Origin of the sequence: Burkholderia sp. 22PA0106 (genome assembly GCF_047497155.1) — a bacterium.
Classification (GTDB): domain Bacteria; phylum Pseudomonadota; class Gammaproteobacteria; order Burkholderiales; family Burkholderiaceae; genus Burkholderia.
Map to the genome: position 1 here is coordinate 3,836,789 of NZ_CP163163.1, position 18,460 is coordinate 3,855,248.

Here is an 18,460-nt window from a genome sequence, read left to right on the forward strand (position 1 = left end):
CGCGCATCGTGCGCGCAGCTCCGGGCCGGCGGACAACCCCGTCCCCGGCATGCAGCCGCCACCGACGCACGCGCGTGACGCTCCGGCTTGTAACATTGGCCGAACCGCCGCGCGTTTTTCGCGTCTGAGAATCATTTAACCGATCAAGCCGCCCGGCGCCGACCATGGAATACAGTCCGCCGCCCCTCTTCAAGCAAGGTCCGTCAGCGCTCGCGCGGCTGATCTTCTTCGTTGCGCTGGCGATCGCGCTCCTCGTGTCGGATGCGCGTTTCAATTCGCTCGAAATTGTCCGGGGCATTCTTGGCACTGCGCTGTACCCGCTGCAGCGGGCCGCGCTCGTGCCGCGCGACCTGTTCATGGGCGCCGCCGATCTGGCCGCGAGCAACGCCACGCTGCGCCACGACAACCAGCAACTGAACGACCGCAACCTGAAGCTCTCGCTGCAGGCCAACCAGTCGGCGCTGCTCGCCGCCGACAACATGCACCTGCGCGCGATCCTCGGCCTGCGCCAGCGCATCGCCGCGCAGGCCACGCCGGTCGAGATCCAGTACGACACCAGCGATCCGTTTTCGCAGAAGGTCGTGATCGGCCACGGCTCGCACGACGACATCCAGAACGGCGCGCCGGTGGTCACCGAAGATGGCGTGGTCGGCCAGGTCACGCGCGTGTTCCCGCTGCAATCCGAAATCACGCTGATCACCGATCGCGACCTCGCGATTCCGGTGCAGGTGCTGCGCACCGGGCTGCGCAGCGTGATCTACGGCACGCCGAAGGGCGATTCGCTCGACCTGCGCTTCGTGCCGACCAGCGCCGACCTGATGGTCGGCGACGAGCTGGTCACCAGCGGCCTCGACGGCATCTACCCGCCGGGCCTGCCGGTGGCCAAGGTGGCGCGCGTCGACAAGGTGGGCGACACCGCGTTCGCGCATGTGGTCTGCGTGCCGATAGCCGCCGTGCGCGGTGCACGCGAGATGCTGGTGCTGCACTATCAATCCGACGTGCCGCCGCGTCCGGTCGATCCCGAAGCGGCCACCGACAAGAACGGCAAGGGTAAAAAGGGGACGAAGGCCGCCGACAAAACCAAGGCAGCGGCCAAGGAAGCGCCGGCAGCGCCCGCAGGCAAGCCCGGCAGCGTCGCCACGGCAGGCGCCACGGCCAACGGCAGCGCCGGCCCGGCCGCAGCCAATGTCGCCGCCAAGCCCGCCGCTGCCCCCGCCGCCAAGCCCGCACCGGCGCCCGCCGCCGCGCCGCCCCGGGGAACGCAGCCATGAGCCGTCCGCAATACATCCTGCAGCCGGTCAACCCGACCTTCATCATCTTCAGCCTGGCCGTCGCGTTCCTGCTGAACCTGATGCCGTGGGGGCGCCTGCCCGGCGTGCCCGATTTCGTCGCGGTCGTGCTGCTGTTCTGGAACATCCACCAACCGCGCAAGGTCGGCATGGGCGTGGCGTTCCTGCTCGGCATCCTGATGGACGTGCACGACGCGGGCCTGCTCGGCGAACACGCGCTGGCCTACACGCTGCTCTCGTACGGCGCGATCACGATCCACCGCCGCGTGCTGTGGCTCTCGCTCGGCGTGCAGGCGTTCTACGTGATGCCGCTGCTGGTGCTCGCGCAGCTCGTGCCGTTCGTGATCCGCCTGATCATGGGCGCCGCGTTCCCGGGCTGGAGCTATCTCGTGGACGGTTTCGTCGAGGCCGCGCTCTGGCCGTTCGTGAGCCCCCTGCTGTTGATGCCGCAACGCCGCCCGGTCGATCCGGACGACACGCGGCCCATCTGACGTCGCCATGACGTTGCCGCGCCGCCGCCTGCCTGCCGATCCGATCCCGGGCGTCGCGGCGCGTGCGCCTTACCCCGTATCCGCATGACCGAATTCCAGGACACCCAGCAACAGCTCTCGAAGTTCCGCCTGCGCGTCGCGGCGGCGGGCCTGTTCGTGTTCGTCTGCTTCGGGCTGCTCGCCACGCGCTTCTTCTATCTGCAGGTCTGGCAGCACAACAAGTACGCGCTGCAGGCCAACGAGAACCGCATCTCGGTGGCGCCGATCGTGCCGAACCGCGGCATCATCACCGATCGCAACGGCGTGGTGCTGGCGCGCAACTATTCGGCCTACACGCTCGAAATCACGCCGTCGAAGCTGAACGACACGCTCGACAACACCATCACCGCGCTGTCGGAAGTCATTCCGATCGACGCGCGCGACCGCCGCCGCTTCAAGAAGCTCCAGGAAGATTCGAAGAACTTCGAAAGCCTGCCGATCCGCACCCGCCTGACCGACGAGGAAGTCGCGCGCTTCACCGCGCAGCGCTGGCGCTTCCCCGGCGTCGAGGTGCGCGCGCGGCTGTTCCGCCAATACCCGCTCGGGCCGACGGCGGCGCACGTGATCGGCTATATCGGCCGGATCTCGAAGCGCGACCAGGATCGCATCGACGCGATGAGCGACGACAACGACAGCGATCCCGAGCACTACGATCCGCGCAAGGACGCCAACAACTACAAGGGCACCGACTACATCGGCAAGATCGGCGTCGAGCAGAGCTACGAAACCGAGCTGCACGGCATCACCGGCTTCGAGGAAGTCGAGGTGACGGCCGGCGGCCGGCCGGTGCGCACGCTGTCGCGCACCCAGGCCACGCCCGGCGACAACCTGGTGCTGTCGATCGACATCGGCCTGCAACAGGTGGCCGAGCAGGCGTTCGCCGGCAAGCGCGGCGCGCTGGTCGCGATCGAGCCGGCCACCGGCGACGTGCTGGCCTTCGTGTCGTCGCCGAGCTTCGATCCGAACTCGTTCGTCGACGGCATCGACCAGCAGACCTGGGACGAACTGAACAACTCGCCCGACAAGCCGCTCCTGAACCGCCCGCTGCACGGCGTCTACCCGCCCGGCTCGACCTACAAGCCGTTCGTCGCGCTGGCCGGCCTCGAACTCGGCAAGCGCACGCCCGGCTGGGGCTTCCAGGATCCGGGCTACTACACGTTCGGCGGCCACACGTTCCGCAACGACGTGCGCTCGGGCCAGGGCTGGGTCGACATGAACCGCGCGATCATGGTGTCGAACGACACCTACTTCTACATGCTGGCGCACGACCTCGGCGTGACCAACATCGCAAACTTCATGAAGCCGTTCGGCTTCGGCCAGATCACCGGCATCGATGTGCAGGGCGAGGCGCGCGGCGTGCTGCCGTCGCCCGACTGGAAGAAGAAGACGTTCCGCAAGGCGGCGCTGCAGAAGTGGTACGACGGCGAAACCATCAGCCTCGGGATCGGCCAGGGCTACAACTCGTTCACGATCCTGCAGCTCGCCCACGCGGTGGCCACGCTGGCCGACAACGGCGTGGTCATGAAGCCTCACCTGGTCAAGGAAATCGAGGATCCGATCTCGCGCCAGCGGCACCTGACGGTGCCCAAGGAAAGCGAGGTGATTCCGCTCAAGCAGTCGAACATCGACGTGGTGAAGCGCGGCATGGAGAACGTGATCGAAAATCCGTCCGGCACCGCGTACAAGCTGTTCCGCGGCGCGCCCTACACGGCGGCCGGCAAGACCGGCACGGCGCAGGTGTTCTCGCTGCAGGGCGCGAACTACCACGGCCACATGCTCGCCGAACACCTGCGCGACCACGCGCTGTTTACCGCCTACGCACCGGCCGATCACCCGCGGATCGCGCTCGCGCTTATCGTCGAGAACGGCGGCTGGGGCGCGCAGTCGGCCGGCCCGATCGCGCGCAAGGTGCTCGATTTCTACCTGGTCGAGCGCCAGAACCCGACCAACGAAGCCACCGCCGTGGCCGCCGCCGCCTCGGCCACCGAGCCGGTCAGCGCGCCGGTGGTGGGCGACGCCACCCAGCCGGTGCAGGTTGCGATGGGCTTCACCGCGCTGCCGCAGCCGGTGCCGCCTGCGGCAGCCAGCGCCGCCTCGGGCGCCAGCGCCGCCGACGCCGCCTCGGATGCGAACCCCGCCGGCAGCAGCGCCGTGCCGGCCAGCGCGGCCGCCGCATCCGAGGCCGCCAGCGCGGTCAGCGCGACGCAGATGCGGCACCTGCCGCGCAAGCCGCACCGCACGCCGGCCAACGGCGCGAGCGCGCCCGCCGCGATCCGCGACGAACGCGCCGCCGCGCGGGCCGCCGCCGGCACCCACTAACGGAGAAAGGCATGCAATTCGACAAGCGCGCCTGGCTCGACAAGGCCAAACAGATGTTCGCGGGCTTCGACCGCCCGCTCGCGCTGTTCGTGTTCCTGCTGCTCTGCGTCGGGATCGTCACGCTCTACAGCGCCGCGATCGACATGCCGGGCCGCGTCGAAGATCAACTGCGCAACATCATGCTGACGTTCGTGCTGATGTGGATCATCGCGAACATCCCGCCGCAAACGCTGATGCGCTTCGCGGTGCCGCTCTATACGTTCGGGGTGGCGCTGCTGGTGGCCGTCGCCGTGTTCGGGATGACCAAGAAGGGCGCGAAACGCTGGCTCAACGTCGGCGTGGTGGTCCAGCCCTCGGAGATCCTCAAGATCGCCACGCCGCTGATGCTGGCCTGGTATTTCCAGCGCCGCGAAGGCGGCATCCGCTGGTTCGACTATCTGTTCGCGTTCGGCATCCTGCTGGTGCCGGTGGGCCTGATCGCCAAGCAGCCCGACCTCGGCACGGCGATGCTGGTGTTCGGGGGCGGGCTGTTCGTGATCTATCTGGCGGGGCTGTCGTTCAAGCTGATCGTGCCGGTGCTGATCGCCGGCGTGGTGGCGGTGGCCGCGATCGCCACGTTCGAGAGCAAGATCTGCCAGCCGCAGGTGGTCTGGCCGCTGATGCACGATTACCAGAAGCACCGCGTCTGCACCTTGCTCGATCCGACCTCCGATCCGCTCGGCAAGGGCTTCCATACGATCCAGGCCGTGATCGCGATCGGCTCGGGCGGGCCGGTCGGCAAGGGCTATCTGAAGGGCACCCAGGCGCACCTCGAATTCATCCCCGAGAAGCACACCGACTTCATCTTCGCCGTCTATTCGGAGGAGTTCGGGCTGGCGGGCGGCCTGGTGCTGCTGACGCTCTACATGCTGCTGATCGCGCGCGGGCTGTATATCGCCGCGCAGGGCTCGACGCTGTTCGGGCGGCTGCTGGCCGGTTCGCTGTCGCTGGGCTTCTTCACCTATGCGTTCGTCAACGTCGGCATGGTCAGCGGCGTGCTGCCCGTGGTGGGCGTGCCGTTGCCGTTCATGAGCTACGGCGGCACCGCGCTCGCCACGCTCGGCATCGCGATCGGCATGATCATGAGCGTCGGGCGGCAGAAGCGCCTGATGAAGTCCTGACGCGCGCTCACCCGCCATTCAAGCGAAAACCCGGCGTCGGTTCATCACGCCGGGTTTTTCGTTACTGCCGGCGGCGCTGCATGCGCCGCTCGTTCATTGCGATGCCGCTGGCGGAGCCGAAGCCGCCGATGCGCCCGAAGCACCCGAAGCTGCGGCCGCCACCTGCGCACGCAGCGCCGTGCTGACTTCCTGATACTTGAGCGCGGCGACATCGTCGCCATGTACGGCCGCCGCCGCGTAATAGACGCGCGCGAGGTTCAGGTCGACAGCAACGCCATCGCCGCCGCGTTCGTAGAACGAGGCCGTCACGTACTGCGCGGTCGGCTCGCCGGCGTCGGCCGCCTTGCGATACCAGAGAAACGCCTGATGGTTGTCGCGCGGCGTGCCGCGACCGTCGAGGAACTGGTTGGCGAGCGCCAGCTCGGCCTCGACGTGCCCTTGCTGCGCGGCCTTCAGCAGCCAGCCGTGCGCCGCGGCGGGATCGCGCGCGACGAAATCGCCGTTGTCGTACATCGTGCCGAGGACGTACTGCGCCTGCGTCATGCCGGCCCCGGCAGCCGTATTGAGCCAGTGCAGGCCGTCCGGCACGTTGGCCGTGGCGCCTTCGCCCTTGAGCAGCATCATTCCGTAGTTGAATTGCGCGAGCCGATCGCCGTGGCCGGCCGCGCGCTTGAAGCCCGCGAGCGCGGCGTCGAGATCGCCGGCGTTGTAATCGGCGACGGCCGCCGCCGTGGCCTTCGACGGCGCGGGCGGCTTGCGCAGCTTCGCGTGCGGCGTCGAGCGCGGTGCGCTGGCGGCAGCGTTCGCCATGCTGGCGGCGCTCGCCGCACCGGTTGCATTCGCCGTATCGGCCGCCAGGGCCTGCGCGCTCGTCACGAGCGCGGCGCCGGCCGCGCTCAACGCCAGATATGCCGCCACCGCGCGCGCGACGCGCACCGTCCGCTTGCCTGAGCCATTCATGTCCTGTTCTCCTGCTGGCCGCGCAAGGCGCATGGCGCGCGCGGCCGGTTGCCCCGTCACCCGTGTGGCGGAATCGTTGTTGTATCGGGAAAAGCGTGTTCGCCGCGCGGCGCGCGGCGGCCCGTGAGCCGCCGCACGCATCGCGCGCGCGACGATCATACCGTGGTCAGAAATGCGCCGCCGGGCGTGCGTTCGGGGGACGCGAAGCGCCGTTCGACAGGGCGAACGGCGTGCGGGAAAGCGGCGGGAAGGAGGGCGAAACGAAGGCGGACAACAGCGCGTGCCGGGCCTCGCGCCCGGCCGACGAGCGGCGCCTCAGCGCGCCGGATTACGTTCGACGTCGGCCCAGCAGTTCGGCGTTTCGTAGAGCCGCACGCGTTCGAGGCGCAGGTTGATGCCGTAATGGGCGTCGTACACATTCGCAAGGATGTCGAACGCCACCGCCGCGAGATTCTCGACGGTGGGAATGCGGTCGAGCACGACCGTCTTGTGGTCGGCCATCTGTTCGAGAAACCCGCGCACCTGCTCGTCGCGCGCATACACGAGGAACGCGTGATCCCACTTGCCGACCAGATGCTCCATGGCCAGCGATTTGACGTCGGCGAAATCCATCACCATGCCGCGGTCGGGTGCGCCTTCCGTATCGACGAGATCGCCGCGCAGCGTGATTTCGAGCACATAGCGATGGCCATGCAGGTTGCGGCACTGGCTGCGGTGATCGGGGATGCGGTGGCCCGCGTCGAATTCGAGTTTTCGGGTAATCAGCACGATGAGTGAAGCTCGCGGCTCAAGGAATATTCAGGTATTTGTGCGTCTGCATCGACAGGCGCCACTGCGGATGGCGCTTGCACCAGTCGATCGCGAGCTTGGTATTGAGATCGCGCGACGGGCCGTCCATCGGCTGCACGAGGAAGTAGGCGAAATCGAGCTTCGCGTACTCGGCCAGGCGCTGGTTGTCCTGCGGGATCACGACCTTCAGCTCGTGGCCCCGGGTGACGACCAGCGGCGCATCGGCCTTCGGGCTGACGCAGATCCAGTCGATGGTATCGAGCACCGGCAGCGAGCCGTTGGTCTCGATGGCGATCTCGAAGCCGCGCGCATGCAGCGCGTCGACCAGCGCCTGATCGAGTTGCAGCATCGGCTCGCCGCCCGTGCAGACGACGAAGCGATGCGCCTCGCCTTCCGGCCACAGCGCCGCCACCTGGTCGGCCAGCGCGTCGGGCGTCTTGAACTTGCCGCCGTTCTCGCCATCGGTGCCGACGAAATCGGTATCGCAGAACCGGCACACGGCCGACTCGCGATCGGCTTCGCGGCCCGTCCACAGATTGCAGCCGGCGAACCGGCAGAACACGGCCGGACGCCCGGCATTGGCGCCCTCGCCCTGCAACGTGTAGAAGATTTCCTTGACCGTGTACGTCATCTGCTCATCGTGCGGCGGCTTGCCGCCGTTTCCATTGCTGCGCGCCTGCCCGGCGCGCGTTGTGCGGTGCCGGCCGTCAGGCCGGCGCCTCGGTGACCTGCTCGCCGTTGCGATAGGCCTCGTAGCCGCGCTTGCGCAGCTTGCAGGCCGGGCACGCGCCGCAGCCGAAGCCCCAGTCGTGCAGTTCGGCGCGCTCGCCCACGTAGCAGGTGTGGGTTTCGACGCGCACCAGTTCGACCAGATCCTGGCCGCCGAGCTGCTCGGCGAGCCGCCAGGTGTCGGCCTTGTCGAGCCACATCAGCGGCGTTTCGAGCACGACGCGGGTATCCATGCCGAGGTTCAGCGCGACCTGCAGCGCCTTCATGGTGTCGTCGCGGCAATCGGGGTAGCCGGAGAAATCGGTCTCGCACATGCCGCCGACCAGCACCTTGAGCCCGCGACGATAGGCGACGGCCGCCGCGATCGTCATGAACATCAGGTTGCGGCCCGGCACGAAGGTGTTCGGCAGGCCGTTCTCGGCCGTTTCGATCTCGATGCTGCGCGTCATCGCGGTATCGCTGATCGCACCGAGCACCGACAGGTCGATCATGTGATCCTCGCCGAGCCGGTTCGCCCATTGCGGGAAGCGCGTGCGCAGCGCTTCGCGCACGCCTTCGCGGCATTCCAGCTCGACGCGGTGGCGCTGGCCGTAATCGAAACCGAGGGTCTCGACGGTTGGATAACGTTCGAGCGCCCAGGCCACGCAGGTTGCCGAATCCTGGCCGCCGGAAAACAGTACGAGCGCGCCGCCCTTGGCGTCTGTCCGAATCACCGTGTACTCCGAGTAGAGAGGAGCCGCCGCGGCGCCGCGCGCGGAATCGGGCGGAGCGAGCGACAAACAAAAAAGGACTTGCGGCGCGGAAAACCAGCGTCTCAAGTCCTTCAAGTCTTTGAGTCGGCAAGGATTTTATCATGCAGCCCGCCGTTTCGCCCGGCGCGCGCCCCGCGTGGCGGCGCATGCCGGGCATAGCGGGCGCGGCATGACCGATGCGGCGCGCGTTCGGAAGCGGCGGGGGCAGCCCCGGGGCTTCCAAAGGGAAAAGGTCCAAAAGCCGTGAAGCTTTTGGACCTTTTCGAATTTGGTGGCCTGGGTCGGAATCGAACCAACGACACGCGGATTTTCAATCCGCTGCTCTACCAACTGAGCTACCGGGCCAACGAAGAAGAGAGAGTATAGCCAGACCGTAACTGCAGATCAAGCCCTTTTCGCAAAAAATTCAGAGGCCGCCTTCCGGAGGCTTCTTGCCGAGTTCGACGCCGAGCTGCTTGAGCTTGCGATACAAGTGCGTGCGTTCGAGGCCCGTCTTTTCCGCGACGCGCGTCATGCTGCCGTTCTCGCGTGCCAGGTGGTACTCGAAGTAGGCCCGCTCGAACGCATCGCGCGCCTCGCGCAACGGAATGTCGAACGGGATCGCGGCAGCCTGCCCCGACGCGCCGAGCGCCACCTGCACTTCCTCGCCGAGCGTCGGCAGCGCGGCGGCCGAGGCCACCGCCGCCGGGCCGGCTGCCGGCTTCGCCGCCGGGCTTGGCTGCACCGGCGCCGCGCCGCGCGCCAGGCCGTGCTCGACCGATTTCAGCAGCTTCTGCAATGCGATCGGCTTCTCGAGGAAATCGAGTGCGCCGATCTTGGTCGCCTCGACCGCGGTATCGATCGTCGCGTGCCCGGACATCATGATCACGGGCATCGTCAGTTGCCCGTGGCTCGCCCATTCCTTCAACAACGTGACGCCGTCCGTATCGGGCATCCAGATGTCGAGCAGGACGAGATCGGGCGCGAGCCGCTGACGATAGTCACGCGCGGCCTGCGCGTTCTCCGCCAACTCGACGACGTGTCCTTCGTCCGCGAGGATTTCCGAGAGCAATTCCCGGATGCCCATTTCATCATCTACCACCAGGATGGTTGCCATTTACGCTGCCCTTGTCTGCACTGTTGCTTTTGTCTTGGCGGGTGCCGTTCCGCTGTTCGCTCCGCCCTCGGAGCCCGTGGTGTCGTCGGCGAGCTGCAGGAACAGGATGGAAACCTGCGCGCCCTCGACCACTTCACCCTGCATGCGGTTGCGCAGATCGATCCGCGCACCGTGTTCATCCACGATCTTCTTCACTGTTGCGAGCCCGAGGCCCGTGCCCTTCGCCTTCGTCGTGACGTAAGGCTCGAACGCGCGCGTGAGGATGCGCGCCGAAAAACCCGGGCCGTTGTCGGATACACCCAGCCGCACCGCGATGCGCCGCATGCCGCTCGCATCGGGGTCGCCATATTCTACTGCCCTCGTTTCGAGCCACACACGAGGCTGCGCGACATCGGCGACCGAATCCTGCGCGTTCTGCAGCAGATTGTGGATCACCTGACGCAGTTGCGTGGCGTCGCCGCGGATCACCGGCAGCGGCCCCTGCTCGACCACGATCACGTTCTTGCCTTCGCCCACGCCGTACAGCGTCAGCACTTCGCTGACCAGATCGTTGAGCTGCAGATTGCCGAGCACGGCCGGCGGCGTGCGCGCGTAATCGCGGAAATCGTCCACCATGCGCTTCATTGCGGCCACCTGGTTGACGATGGTGGTCGCGCCGCGCTTGAGCATGTCGGCATCGGCCGGCGCGAGCTTGTCGGCGAGTTTCATCTGCAGGCGCTCGGCCGAAAGCTGGATCGGCGTGAGCGGGTTCTTGATCTCGTGCGCGAGCCGTCGCGCCACCTCGCCCCAGGCCACCGAGCGCTGCGCGGAGATCACGTCGGAAATATCGTCGAACACCACCACGTAGCCGGATGTCTGGGGATCGTCGGCCTCGCCCGCCACGGCCGACGCAAGACGCGTGCCGCGTACCAGCAGCGTGAGCGGCTCGGGCTCGCCCGGCACCGTCACGGCGAACTGCTGCTGCCAGTGCCCGCGATCCTCGCCGCCATGGCCGGTGGCCTCGCGATCCGCGAACGCCTTGCGCACCATCGCGCCGAACTCGGCGACCACCGCCAGTTGATCGAGCACGGTGCCGATCTGCGACTGGAACGGCTGGCGGAAAATCCGCTCGGCGCCGCGATTGGCGATCGTCAGGCGAAACTGGCGGTCGAGCACGAACACGCCGGCCGTCAGGTTGGCCAGGATGCCTTCGAGGTAGGACTTCGAATATTCGAGCGCGACGCGGTTGCGCTCCACCGCGAGCCGCGCCTCGGACAACTGGCGCGTCATCGCGTTGAACGACTGCGTGAGGAAGCCGAGCTCGTCGCGCGTCTTCAGCTCGCGCTTGGGCGTGTAGTCGCCTTCGGCCACTTCCTTGGTGCCCTGCGCCAGCAGGAACAGCGGCCGCGCGAGCTGGTTGCCGAGCGCGAGCGCGATCATCATCGCGATGAAGGTGGCCAGGAACAGCGCGAGCGTCAGCGTGCCGATATACATCTTGCGCAGGCCGCTGCGGCCCAGCGATTTTTCCTGGTACTCGCGGTAGGCGCGCTGCACGGCGTCGGCGTTGCGCGCAAGCGTGGGCGAGACGGGCTGCGTCAGTTGCAGATAGCGCTCGACCGGCCGCAGCAGCGCCGTCGACGAATCGGGAATGCGCTGCACCACGCGCAGGCGCAGCGCGCCCTTCGCGCCGCGCGCGCGCGGATCGCCATCCACCTCGCCTTCGATCGCCGCGTAGCCGCTGTGCTCGCGCGCCTGGTCCAGCATCAGCGGCGTGGGCATGTCGTCGGGGATCAGCGCGGCGAAATTGCCCGAGGCCTGCGCGACGATGTGCAGATCGGGCGTCGCACCCGTGCCGTTGTGGCCCGGCTCGACGATGGTGGCGTCCTGCACGCCGAACTGGTCGCGCAGCCGCAGCAGCGTCAGCGTGGTGCCGTTGGTGTTGGCATCGGCGCTCGACAGTTGCTCCGACATCAGCCGCGCCTTGTTCTGCAGATCCGACAGCGAGGCGTCGAGCATGCCGCGGCCGAGGTTCAGGCCGGCCGTCAGCGCCGTCTCCACGTTGACGTCGAACCACGACTCGATGCTGCGCGAGACGAACTGATACGACACGATGTAGATGATGCCGCCCGGCACCACGCCCACCAGCGCGAAGAAGATCGCCAGCTTGGCGAGCAGCCGCGTGCCGAACTTGCCCTTGCGCAGGCGCACCACGATCATCCCGCCGAGCCCGAGCACCACCAGCAGGAACACGATCGCGACGAGAATGTTCGCGGTGTAGAGCCACGAGTAATAGCGATCGAAGAATTCGGTGTTGGCGCTCGCGGCGGCGAGCAGCACCAGCAGCAGTAGCGCCGTGACCGCGACGGTCGAGACGAGCACGCGAATCAGCAGGCTCTTGCCGAAGAAGCGGCTCAGGCTATTTCGCACGATCGGTCACCGTGAACGTGAAGCGCTTCCAGTCGGACACGAGCGTCCAGTCGCGGTTGTTCACCGCGTCAACCTGGAACGGCTTCGGCATCAGCGCGGTATCGAGCTGCATGCGCACCGAGGCCGTGTACGTTTCACCGGCCTGCACCTGCGTGCGGTCGATCACGTGCCAGGAGCTCACGTGCTGCACCACCGCCAGCGCATCCTTGAGCGTCGGGAAGCCGAGCTGCAGGCCGCCCGTGGAGACGCGATATTCGCGCGTGAGCGGCTGGAACGACAGGCGGATGGTTTGCGTGACCGACACCGGCTGTTCGTCGAACCAGTACCAGCGCGCGCGGCTCAGTTCGAAATCGGTCGTGAAATAGAGCGGAATGCCCTTGTTGACGGCATCTTCGAGATTGGCGTTCAGCTCGAACTCGAAGCGCACGTCGAGCGCCCAGCCGTTGCCGTCCGATTGCAGCGACGCGCGCTGGACGTTGACCGGATCGGCATGGGCGGCGGGCGCGGCGGCCGCGAGGCACAGCGTGATCGCGACCAGCAGCGCGGCCGCGAACCGAAGTGGAAGGAGGCGAGAGATCGTCACCGTTTCTGAAAGCGCGCGTAGAAGAATCCGTCGTGATCGGCCGGCCGCGCGTCGGCGTCGTGACCGGCATCGTCCTGCAACCGGCCCGCGGCGGCCCGAGGCAGCAGTTGCCCGGGCGCGTCCAATCGTACCGCATCTTGAACCGCCGCTTCAAACCAGCGCGCCTGCTGTTCGCCTTCCTCGGGGAAGATCGAGCACGTCACGTACAACAATTCGCCGCCCGGTTTCAGCAACGGCCACAATGCCAGCACGATGCGGCGCTGCTCGGCCACCAGCGCGGCCACGTCGGTCTCGCGGCGCAGCCAGCGGATATCGGGATGACGGCGCACGATGCCCGAGGCCGAGCACGGCACGTCGGCCAGGATTCGGTCGAACGCCTGCCCGTCGTGCCACGCGGCCGGGTCGCCCGCATCGCCCACCCGCACCTCGGCCACGAGCTTCAGGCGCGCGAGGTTGTCGCCGATGCGGGTGGCACGCGACGCGTCGCTTTCGAGCGCCACCACGTCCACCTCGGCCTGCTCCAGCAGATGGCCGGTCTTGCCGCCCGGCGCCGCGCAGGCGTCGAGCACGCGCATGCCGTCACGCACACCGAGCCATTCGGCCGCAAGCTGCGCCCCGGCATCCTGCACCGACACGACGCCTTCCGCGAAGCCCGGAATCCGGTCCACCGGCAACGCCGCGGCAAGCCGCACCGCATGCCGGCCGACCGCCTGCGCCGCGATGCCGTGTTGGTTCAGCGTGGCCAGGTAGGCCTCGACGCTGGTCTGCCGCGCATTGACGCGCAGCGTCAGCGGGCCGGGCGCGTCGCCGGCCGCGAGGATCGCCTGCCAGTCGTTCGGCCAGGCGCGTTCGACCGCGTCGATCCACCAGTCGCGATAGTTCCAGCGCGCCTCGCGTACCGCCTGCCATTGCGTGGCGAGCGTCGCGCGTTCGCGCAGGAAGCGACGCAGCACCGCATTGACCAGGCCCTTCGCGAACCCGAATTCGCGGCGTGCGCCAAGCGCCGTCACCGCCTGATCGACCACGGTAAACGGCGCGTAAGCCGCATCGGCCCCTTCGTCGACCAGCAGCGCCAGCGCACAGGCCAGCAAGGCCTGCACATGCTCGGGCGGCGCCTTGCTGACCAGCGTGCCGATCAGCCAGTCGGTGGTGCCGCGCCGGCGCATCGAGCGGTAGGCGATGTCCTGGATCGCGCCGCGCGACAGGCCGCGCGCCGCCGCCGGCTGGGCCGCCTGCACCGCGGCCAGCGCGGCGGGCAACGCGCTGCCGTGCGACACGGCGACCAGCGCCTGCGCGGCGCCGTCGAGCGCGAAGCCGAGCGAATCGGGCGGCAGGTGCAGCGCGGACAGGTGCGAGGCCGGCGCGTGCGGCGTGCGCGCCGGCGCCGGCCGGGCGGGCTTGCCCGGATTGGCGTGACGCGGACGGGACGGGCGGGGGGTGCGAGGCTGGGTCATCGGGTACGGGATCGTGCGCACCGGCGCCGAGCGGGCTGCGCGGCGGACGAATGGCGTCAAACGGGGGATTGTAGCGCGCCGCCGGGGCGGATTCCCGCGCGGGCCGGGGCAATGAGCCAAACCGGCGGGCCGGGCCGGCGGCCTCGTATGCCTGCGTCGCGTGCCGGGCTCATGTGCCGGGCTCATATGCCGGGCTCATGTGCCGGCCTCGCGTGCCGGCCTCGCGTGCCGCGCTCATATGCCGGCCTCGCATGCCGCGCTCATGTGCCGGCCTCGCGTGCCGGGCACGTATGCCGGGCTCGTATGCCGAACCCGCACGCGTTGCCGTGCCGGGCACCGGGCCACCACCCGACAACCCCGATTCCTCATACCCGAGCCGCCCTGGCCGCCCCTGTGGTTCGGTGCGGAATCGCACGGACGCGAACTCGCTGCGATTCGTCTAATAGAAACCACGGAGCATCGAAGGGCACGGCGGTCGAAAAACGGACCGGCCCCGACGCGCGCCGCATGACGGCCACCCAGCCGGACGCACCGCGCACGACGCGAGCGCCAGGCCGCCGGACGCGGTCATGACCAGCGGGGATTGGAGCCAGCGCATGCCACGGGCTTGGTGGATTGCGGCACGACACGGTTCGAACCCCCGAACGCACCAGCAGCACCACCTCAATCGGGGACCTCGTTCCATGAAAACCGCATTGCGCCGCATCCTTTCCGAATCCGCCCGCCTGAGCGTGCCAGTCGATACGCTCGCCGACGACGCCGATCTCTACGCCGCCGGCCTCTCCTCGCTCGCCACCGTCCACCTGATGCTCGCCATCGAGGACGAGTTCGGCATCGAGGTGCCCGACCGCATGCTCACGCGCCGCCTGTTCTCGAGCATCGACTCGCTGGCCGCCGCCGTGGCCGAACTGCAGAAGGCCGCCGCATGAACTCGCCGCTGATCCATCAGCCGGCGGCGGCGGACCCGGCCGGCTCGGCCGCGCTGGCGGCGGCCACGGCCAGCGATTTGCCGGATGCAGCGAAACGTGCGGAGCAGATCCTGCCATCCGCACCGCCCGCCGTTGCATCGCTGTCCCCGTTGTCCGCATCGAGCACACCGCTAGCGTCGCCCGAGCCGGACTGGCGCGCCGCCGCCCAACGCTGCGCCGATCTCGCCGCCCAGTTCGCCGACGCCATCGACCGCGAGGCGCGCTTCCCGTTCGAGGCGTTCGAGGCGCTGCGCCGCGAGCGATTGCTGTCCGCGCTGGTGCCGGCCGCGTATGGCGGCGCGGGCTTGTCGCTGGCCGAGGTCGGCGATATCTGCGAAACGCTCGCGCACGGCTGCGCGTCGACCGCGATGGTCTACGCGATGCACCAGATCCAGGTGGCCTGCATCGAGCGCCACGCCAGCGGCAACGCCTGGCAGCGCGCGCTGCTCGGCAAGCTGGTCGAACACCAGTGGCTGCTCGCGTCGGCCACCTCGGAAGAAAACATCGGCGGCAGCATGCGCACCAGCGCCTGCTCGGTCGAACTCGACGGCACGCGCTTTCGCATCGACAAGGCCTGCCCGACCATCTCCTACGGCGCGCACGCCGACGCGATCCTGGTCACCGCGCGGCGCACCGCCGACGCGCCGGCCGCCGACCAGGTGCTGATCGTCGCGCTGCGCGACGAGACGCGGCTCGACAAGCGCAACGGCTGGGATTCGATGGGCATGCGCGGCACCTGCAGCGAAGGCTTCGCGCTGGCCGCCACCGGCCACGCCGACCAGATCCTCGCCACGCCGTTCGCCGAGATCGCCGATCGCACCATGCTGCCCGTCTCGCACACGCTGTGGGCCGCCGTATGGACCGGCATCGCCGGCGACGCCGTGAACCGCGCCAAGGCGTTCTTCCGCGCCCAGGCGCGCGCCAAGCCCGGCTCGGTGCCGCCCGCCGGCCTGCGCCTGGCCGAAGCGGTGGGCCTGTTGCAGATGATGCAGGCGCGCCTCGCGGCCGCGTTCCAGGCCGAGCACGCGGAGCACCGGGCCGCGCGCGGCCCGGCCGACGACGACGCGCCGCTCTCCGCGATGCTCGGCTTCGCCGCCGACATGAACACGCTGAAGACCGCCATCTCGCAAACGGCCCTGCAGGTCGTGCAGCAGGTGCTGATGATCTGCGGCATGGCGGGCTACAAGAACGGCACGCCGTTCAGCGTCGGGCGCCACCTGCGCGACCTGCACTCCGCGCCGCTGATGATCAACAACGACCGCATCGCGCAGAACACCGCGAGCCTCCTGCTCGCGCAGCGCCCGACCACCCACGCGAAGGGGTAACACGATGAACACCATGACCATCGACGACGCCGCACTCGCCGCCGGCCCGCGAATCGAGGCCGCCGGCCTGCGCGACGCGCTGCTGGCCTCGGGCCTCCTGATCGAGACCGGCGAGGACGGCCTGTACGGCCGCAGCCAGGTGTTCGAGGACGTGATCGAGCGCCTGAGCGTGGCGATCACGCACCTCGGCGCGGATCAGCAGGCCGAACTGCTGCGCTTTCCGCCCGCGATGCGCCGCACCGATTTCGAGGACAGCGAATACCTGAAGAACTTCCCCGATCTGGCCGGCACGGTGCATGCGTTCTGCGGCAACGAGATGGGCCAGCGCCGCCTGCTGACGGCGCTCGACAAGGCCATGGAAGCCGGCCCGGAAGATCGCGACACGGCCTGGATGGATCAGCAGCAGCCCACCCGCATCGTGCTGACGCCGGCCGCCTGCTACCCGATCTACCCGGTGATCGCCAAGCGCGGCCCGCTGCCCGCCGACGGCCGCACCGTCGACGTGATGTCGTACTGCTTCCGCCACGAGCCGTCGCTCGATCCGGCGCGCATGCAGATGTTCCGTCAGCGCGAATACGTGCGGATCGGCAGCGGCGATCAGGTGCTCGAATTCCGTCAGCGCTGGATCGAGCGCGGCTCGCTGCTCGTCAAGCTGCTGAACCTGCCGCTCGAGGTGGATCTCGCCAACGATCCGTTCTTCGGCCGCGGCGGCAAGATCGTCGCCGACAGCCAGCGCGCCCAGGCGCTCAAGTTCGAACTGCTGATCCCGGTGTCGAGCGACGAGAAGAAGACCGCCTGCCTGTCGTTCAACTATCACATGGAGCACTTCGGCCAGATCTGGCGCATCGCCTGCGCCGACGGCTCGGTCGCGCACACCGCCTGCGTGGGCTTCGGCATGGAGCGCATCACGCTGGCGCTGTTCCGTCATCACGGGCTCGACGTGCAGGCCTGGCCGGAAGAAGTGCGCGCGCTGCTGTGGGGCGATACGGCCGCCTGCGTGACGCTCGGCATCGATGGCCTGGCGGGCACGCCGGGCGCGCGTCTGGCCGGAGAAAGCGCATGAATCCGGTCGTCCACGCTCCCCTCGCGTCACCCGCGATCGCCGCGCCGCCGGCCGGCGCGGCCATGCCGCTGCGCCGGCACGCCTCGCACGCGCTGCATCAGGGCGAGCGCGTCTGGCAGGAAACCAATTGCTACGTCGACTTGTGGATCGAGCTGCTGCACGGCTTCGGGCTCGACCCGCGCGCGGCGCTCGCGTTCACCGTCACGCAGGATTTCGAGGGCGACCAGTTCACGTTCTTCAAGTTTCCGCTGGAGGACATCGAGCGCCTGTACGGCACCCAGGTGCAGGAGCTGGCGATCTACGATTCGATCGAGGCCCACGTGCTGGCGCAGACGCAGCGCGGCAACACCGTGCTCGCCGAGGTGGACGGCTTCTACCTGCCGGACACGCGCGCCACCTCGTACCGGCGCACCCATCCGAAAACCACCATCGGCGTGGATTTCATCGATCCGGCCACGCGGCGCTGCGGCTATTTCCACAACACCGGCTATCACCTCGTGGAAGGCGACGATTACGACGGCGTGTTCCGCAAGCTGCCGCAATTCGCCGGCCGGGACGACCTGCTGTTCCCGTACGTCGAGTTCGCCAAGCAGACGCGCAGCCCGCTCGCGGGCGGCCAGCTCGCCGAGGAATCGGCGGCGCTGCTGGCCATGCACCTGGAGCGGCGACCGGCCGTGAACCCGATCGCACGCTGGCGCACGGCGTTCCCGGCGCATCTCGACACGCTGCTCGAACGCGGCGAGACGTACTTCCATCCGTACACGTTCAACCTGATGCGGCAGCTCGGCGCGAACTTCGAGTTCCTGTCGAAGTACCTGACCTGGCTGTCCGACCAGGGCTTCGATATTCCCGGCTCGATTCCGATTGCCGCGCAGGCCATCGCGTCAGAGGCGATGGTCATGCAGTTCCGCGTGATGCGCGCCATCGCCCGCAAGCGGCGCGATCTCTGCGAGGACTGCTTCGACCACCTCGAACACGCCTACGACAACACGCTGCCGCCGCTCGCCGCCCTCGTGCAGTGACGGCACGCCCGCCAG

At 68.5% G+C, this 18,460-nt stretch carries 16 protein-coding genes and 1 tRNA gene; 8 read left to right on the forward strand and 9 right to left on the reverse strand.

Features of this window, described 5'->3' with window-relative positions; all coding sequences use genetic code 11:
* Window positions 1-164 precede the first annotated feature (164 nt).
* The 4 genes from mreC (at window position 165) to rodA (ending at window position 5,298) form a co-directional block, all read left to right on the forward strand.
* Complete coding sequence (gene mreC / locus AB4850_RS32125) at window positions 165-1,271, forward strand: rod shape-determining protein MreC (RefSeq protein WP_414443427.1); 1,107 nt, start codon at window positions 165-167, stop codon at window positions 1,269-1,271.
* A complete protein-coding gene (gene mreD / locus AB4850_RS32130; RefSeq protein ID WP_414443428.1) occupies window positions 1,268-1,780 on the forward strand; it encodes a rod shape-determining protein MreD in 513 nt (170 codons plus the stop codon). Before mreC ends, mreD begins: the two co-directional genes overlap by 4 nt.
* Before the next feature lie 84 nt (window positions 1,781-1,864).
* Complete coding sequence (mrdA, locus tag AB4850_RS32135) at window positions 1,865-4,138, forward strand: penicillin-binding protein 2 (RefSeq protein WP_414443429.1); 2,274 nt, start codon at window positions 1,865-1,867, stop codon at window positions 4,136-4,138.
* An 11-nt stretch (window positions 4,139-4,149) separates the two neighbouring features.
* On the forward strand, window positions 4,150-5,298 hold the full coding sequence (gene rodA / locus AB4850_RS32140; RefSeq protein WP_414443430.1) for a rod shape-determining protein RodA: 1,149 nt from the start codon (window positions 4,150-4,152) through the stop codon (window positions 5,296-5,298).
* A 93-nt stretch (window positions 5,299-5,391) separates the two neighbouring features.
* On the opposite strand, the gene AB4850_RS32145 is transcribed toward rodA, so the two are convergent.
* The 9 genes from AB4850_RS32145 to rsmB all read right to left on the reverse strand — a co-directional run bounded on the left by AB4850_RS32145 (window position 5,392) and on the right by rsmB (window position 14,067).
* Window positions 5,392-6,108 carry a tetratricopeptide repeat protein gene (locus AB4850_RS32145; RefSeq protein WP_414445674.1) on the reverse strand — a complete coding sequence of 239 codons (717 nt, stop codon included), beginning with the start codon at window positions 6,106-6,108 and terminating at the stop codon, window positions 5,392-5,394.
* Window positions 6,109-6,573: 465 nt separating this feature from the next.
* A complete protein-coding gene (gene queD / locus AB4850_RS32150) occupies window positions 6,574-7,026 on the reverse strand; it encodes a 6-carboxytetrahydropterin synthase QueD (protein WP_414443431.1) in 453 nt (150 codons plus the stop codon).
* Between the two features lie 19 nt (window positions 7,027-7,045).
* Entirely contained in the window at window positions 7,046-7,678 is a 633-nt protein-coding gene (gene queE, locus AB4850_RS32155; RefSeq protein WP_414443432.1) for a 7-carboxy-7-deazaguanine synthase, read from the reverse strand.
* Between the two features lie 76 nt (window positions 7,679-7,754).
* Entirely contained in the window at window positions 7,755-8,489 is a 735-nt protein-coding gene (gene queC / locus AB4850_RS32160) for a 7-cyano-7-deazaguanine synthase QueC (protein WP_414443433.1), read from the reverse strand.
* A gap of 308 nt (window positions 8,490-8,797) precedes the next feature.
* Window positions 8,798-8,873, reverse strand: a tRNA-Phe gene (locus AB4850_RS32165).
* A 61-nt stretch (window positions 8,874-8,934) separates the two neighbouring features.
* Window positions 8,935-9,624 carry a response regulator transcription factor EsaR gene (gene esaR / locus AB4850_RS32170; protein ID WP_414443434.1) on the reverse strand — a complete coding sequence of 230 codons (690 nt, stop codon included), beginning with the start codon at window positions 9,622-9,624 and terminating at the stop codon, window positions 8,935-8,937.
* The gene (gene esaS, locus AB4850_RS32175) at window positions 9,625-12,030 is read right to left on the reverse strand and encodes a sensor histidine kinase EsaS (protein ID WP_414443435.1); all 2,406 of its coding nucleotides are present in this window, start codon (window positions 12,028-12,030) and stop codon (window positions 9,625-9,627) included.
* Window positions 12,020-12,613, reverse strand: a complete 594-nt coding sequence (locus AB4850_RS32180; protein WP_414443436.1) for a DUF4390 domain-containing protein — start codon at window positions 12,611-12,613, stop codon at window positions 12,020-12,022. Before AB4850_RS32180 ends, esaS begins: the two co-directional genes overlap by 11 nt.
* Entirely contained in the window at window positions 12,610-14,067 is a 1,458-nt protein-coding gene (gene rsmB, locus AB4850_RS32185; protein WP_414443437.1) for a 16S rRNA (cytosine(967)-C(5))-methyltransferase RsmB, read from the reverse strand. The genes AB4850_RS32180 and rsmB overlap by 4 nt, the downstream gene beginning before the upstream one ends.
* Window positions 14,068-14,750: 683 nt before the next feature.
* Here rsmB and AB4850_RS32190 point away from each other — a divergent pair.
* Genes AB4850_RS32190 through AB4850_RS32205 form a run of 4 tightly spaced genes read left to right on the forward strand, consistent with a single transcriptional unit; the run spans window position 14,751 to window position 18,445 of the window.
* The gene (locus tag AB4850_RS32190; protein ID WP_206131927.1) at window positions 14,751-14,996 is read left to right on the forward strand and encodes an acyl carrier protein; all 246 of its coding nucleotides are present in this window, start codon (window positions 14,751-14,753) and stop codon (window positions 14,994-14,996) included.
* Window positions 14,993-16,360, forward strand: a complete 1,368-nt coding sequence (locus AB4850_RS32195; protein ID WP_414443438.1) for an acyl-CoA dehydrogenase family protein — start codon at window positions 14,993-14,995, stop codon at window positions 16,358-16,360. The genes AB4850_RS32190 and AB4850_RS32195 overlap by 4 nt, the downstream gene beginning before the upstream one ends.
* Window positions 16,361-16,364: 4 nt before the next feature.
* On the forward strand, window positions 16,365-17,423 hold the full coding sequence (locus AB4850_RS32200; protein ID WP_414443439.1) for an amino acid--[acyl-carrier-protein] ligase: 1,059 nt from the start codon (window positions 16,365-16,367) through the stop codon (window positions 17,421-17,423).
* The gene (locus AB4850_RS32205; protein WP_414443440.1) at window positions 17,420-18,445 is read left to right on the forward strand and encodes a DUF1839 family protein; all 1,026 of its coding nucleotides are present in this window, start codon (window positions 17,420-17,422) and stop codon (window positions 18,443-18,445) included. Before AB4850_RS32200 ends, AB4850_RS32205 begins: the two co-directional genes overlap by 4 nt.
* Window positions 18,446-18,460 lie beyond the last annotated feature (15 nt).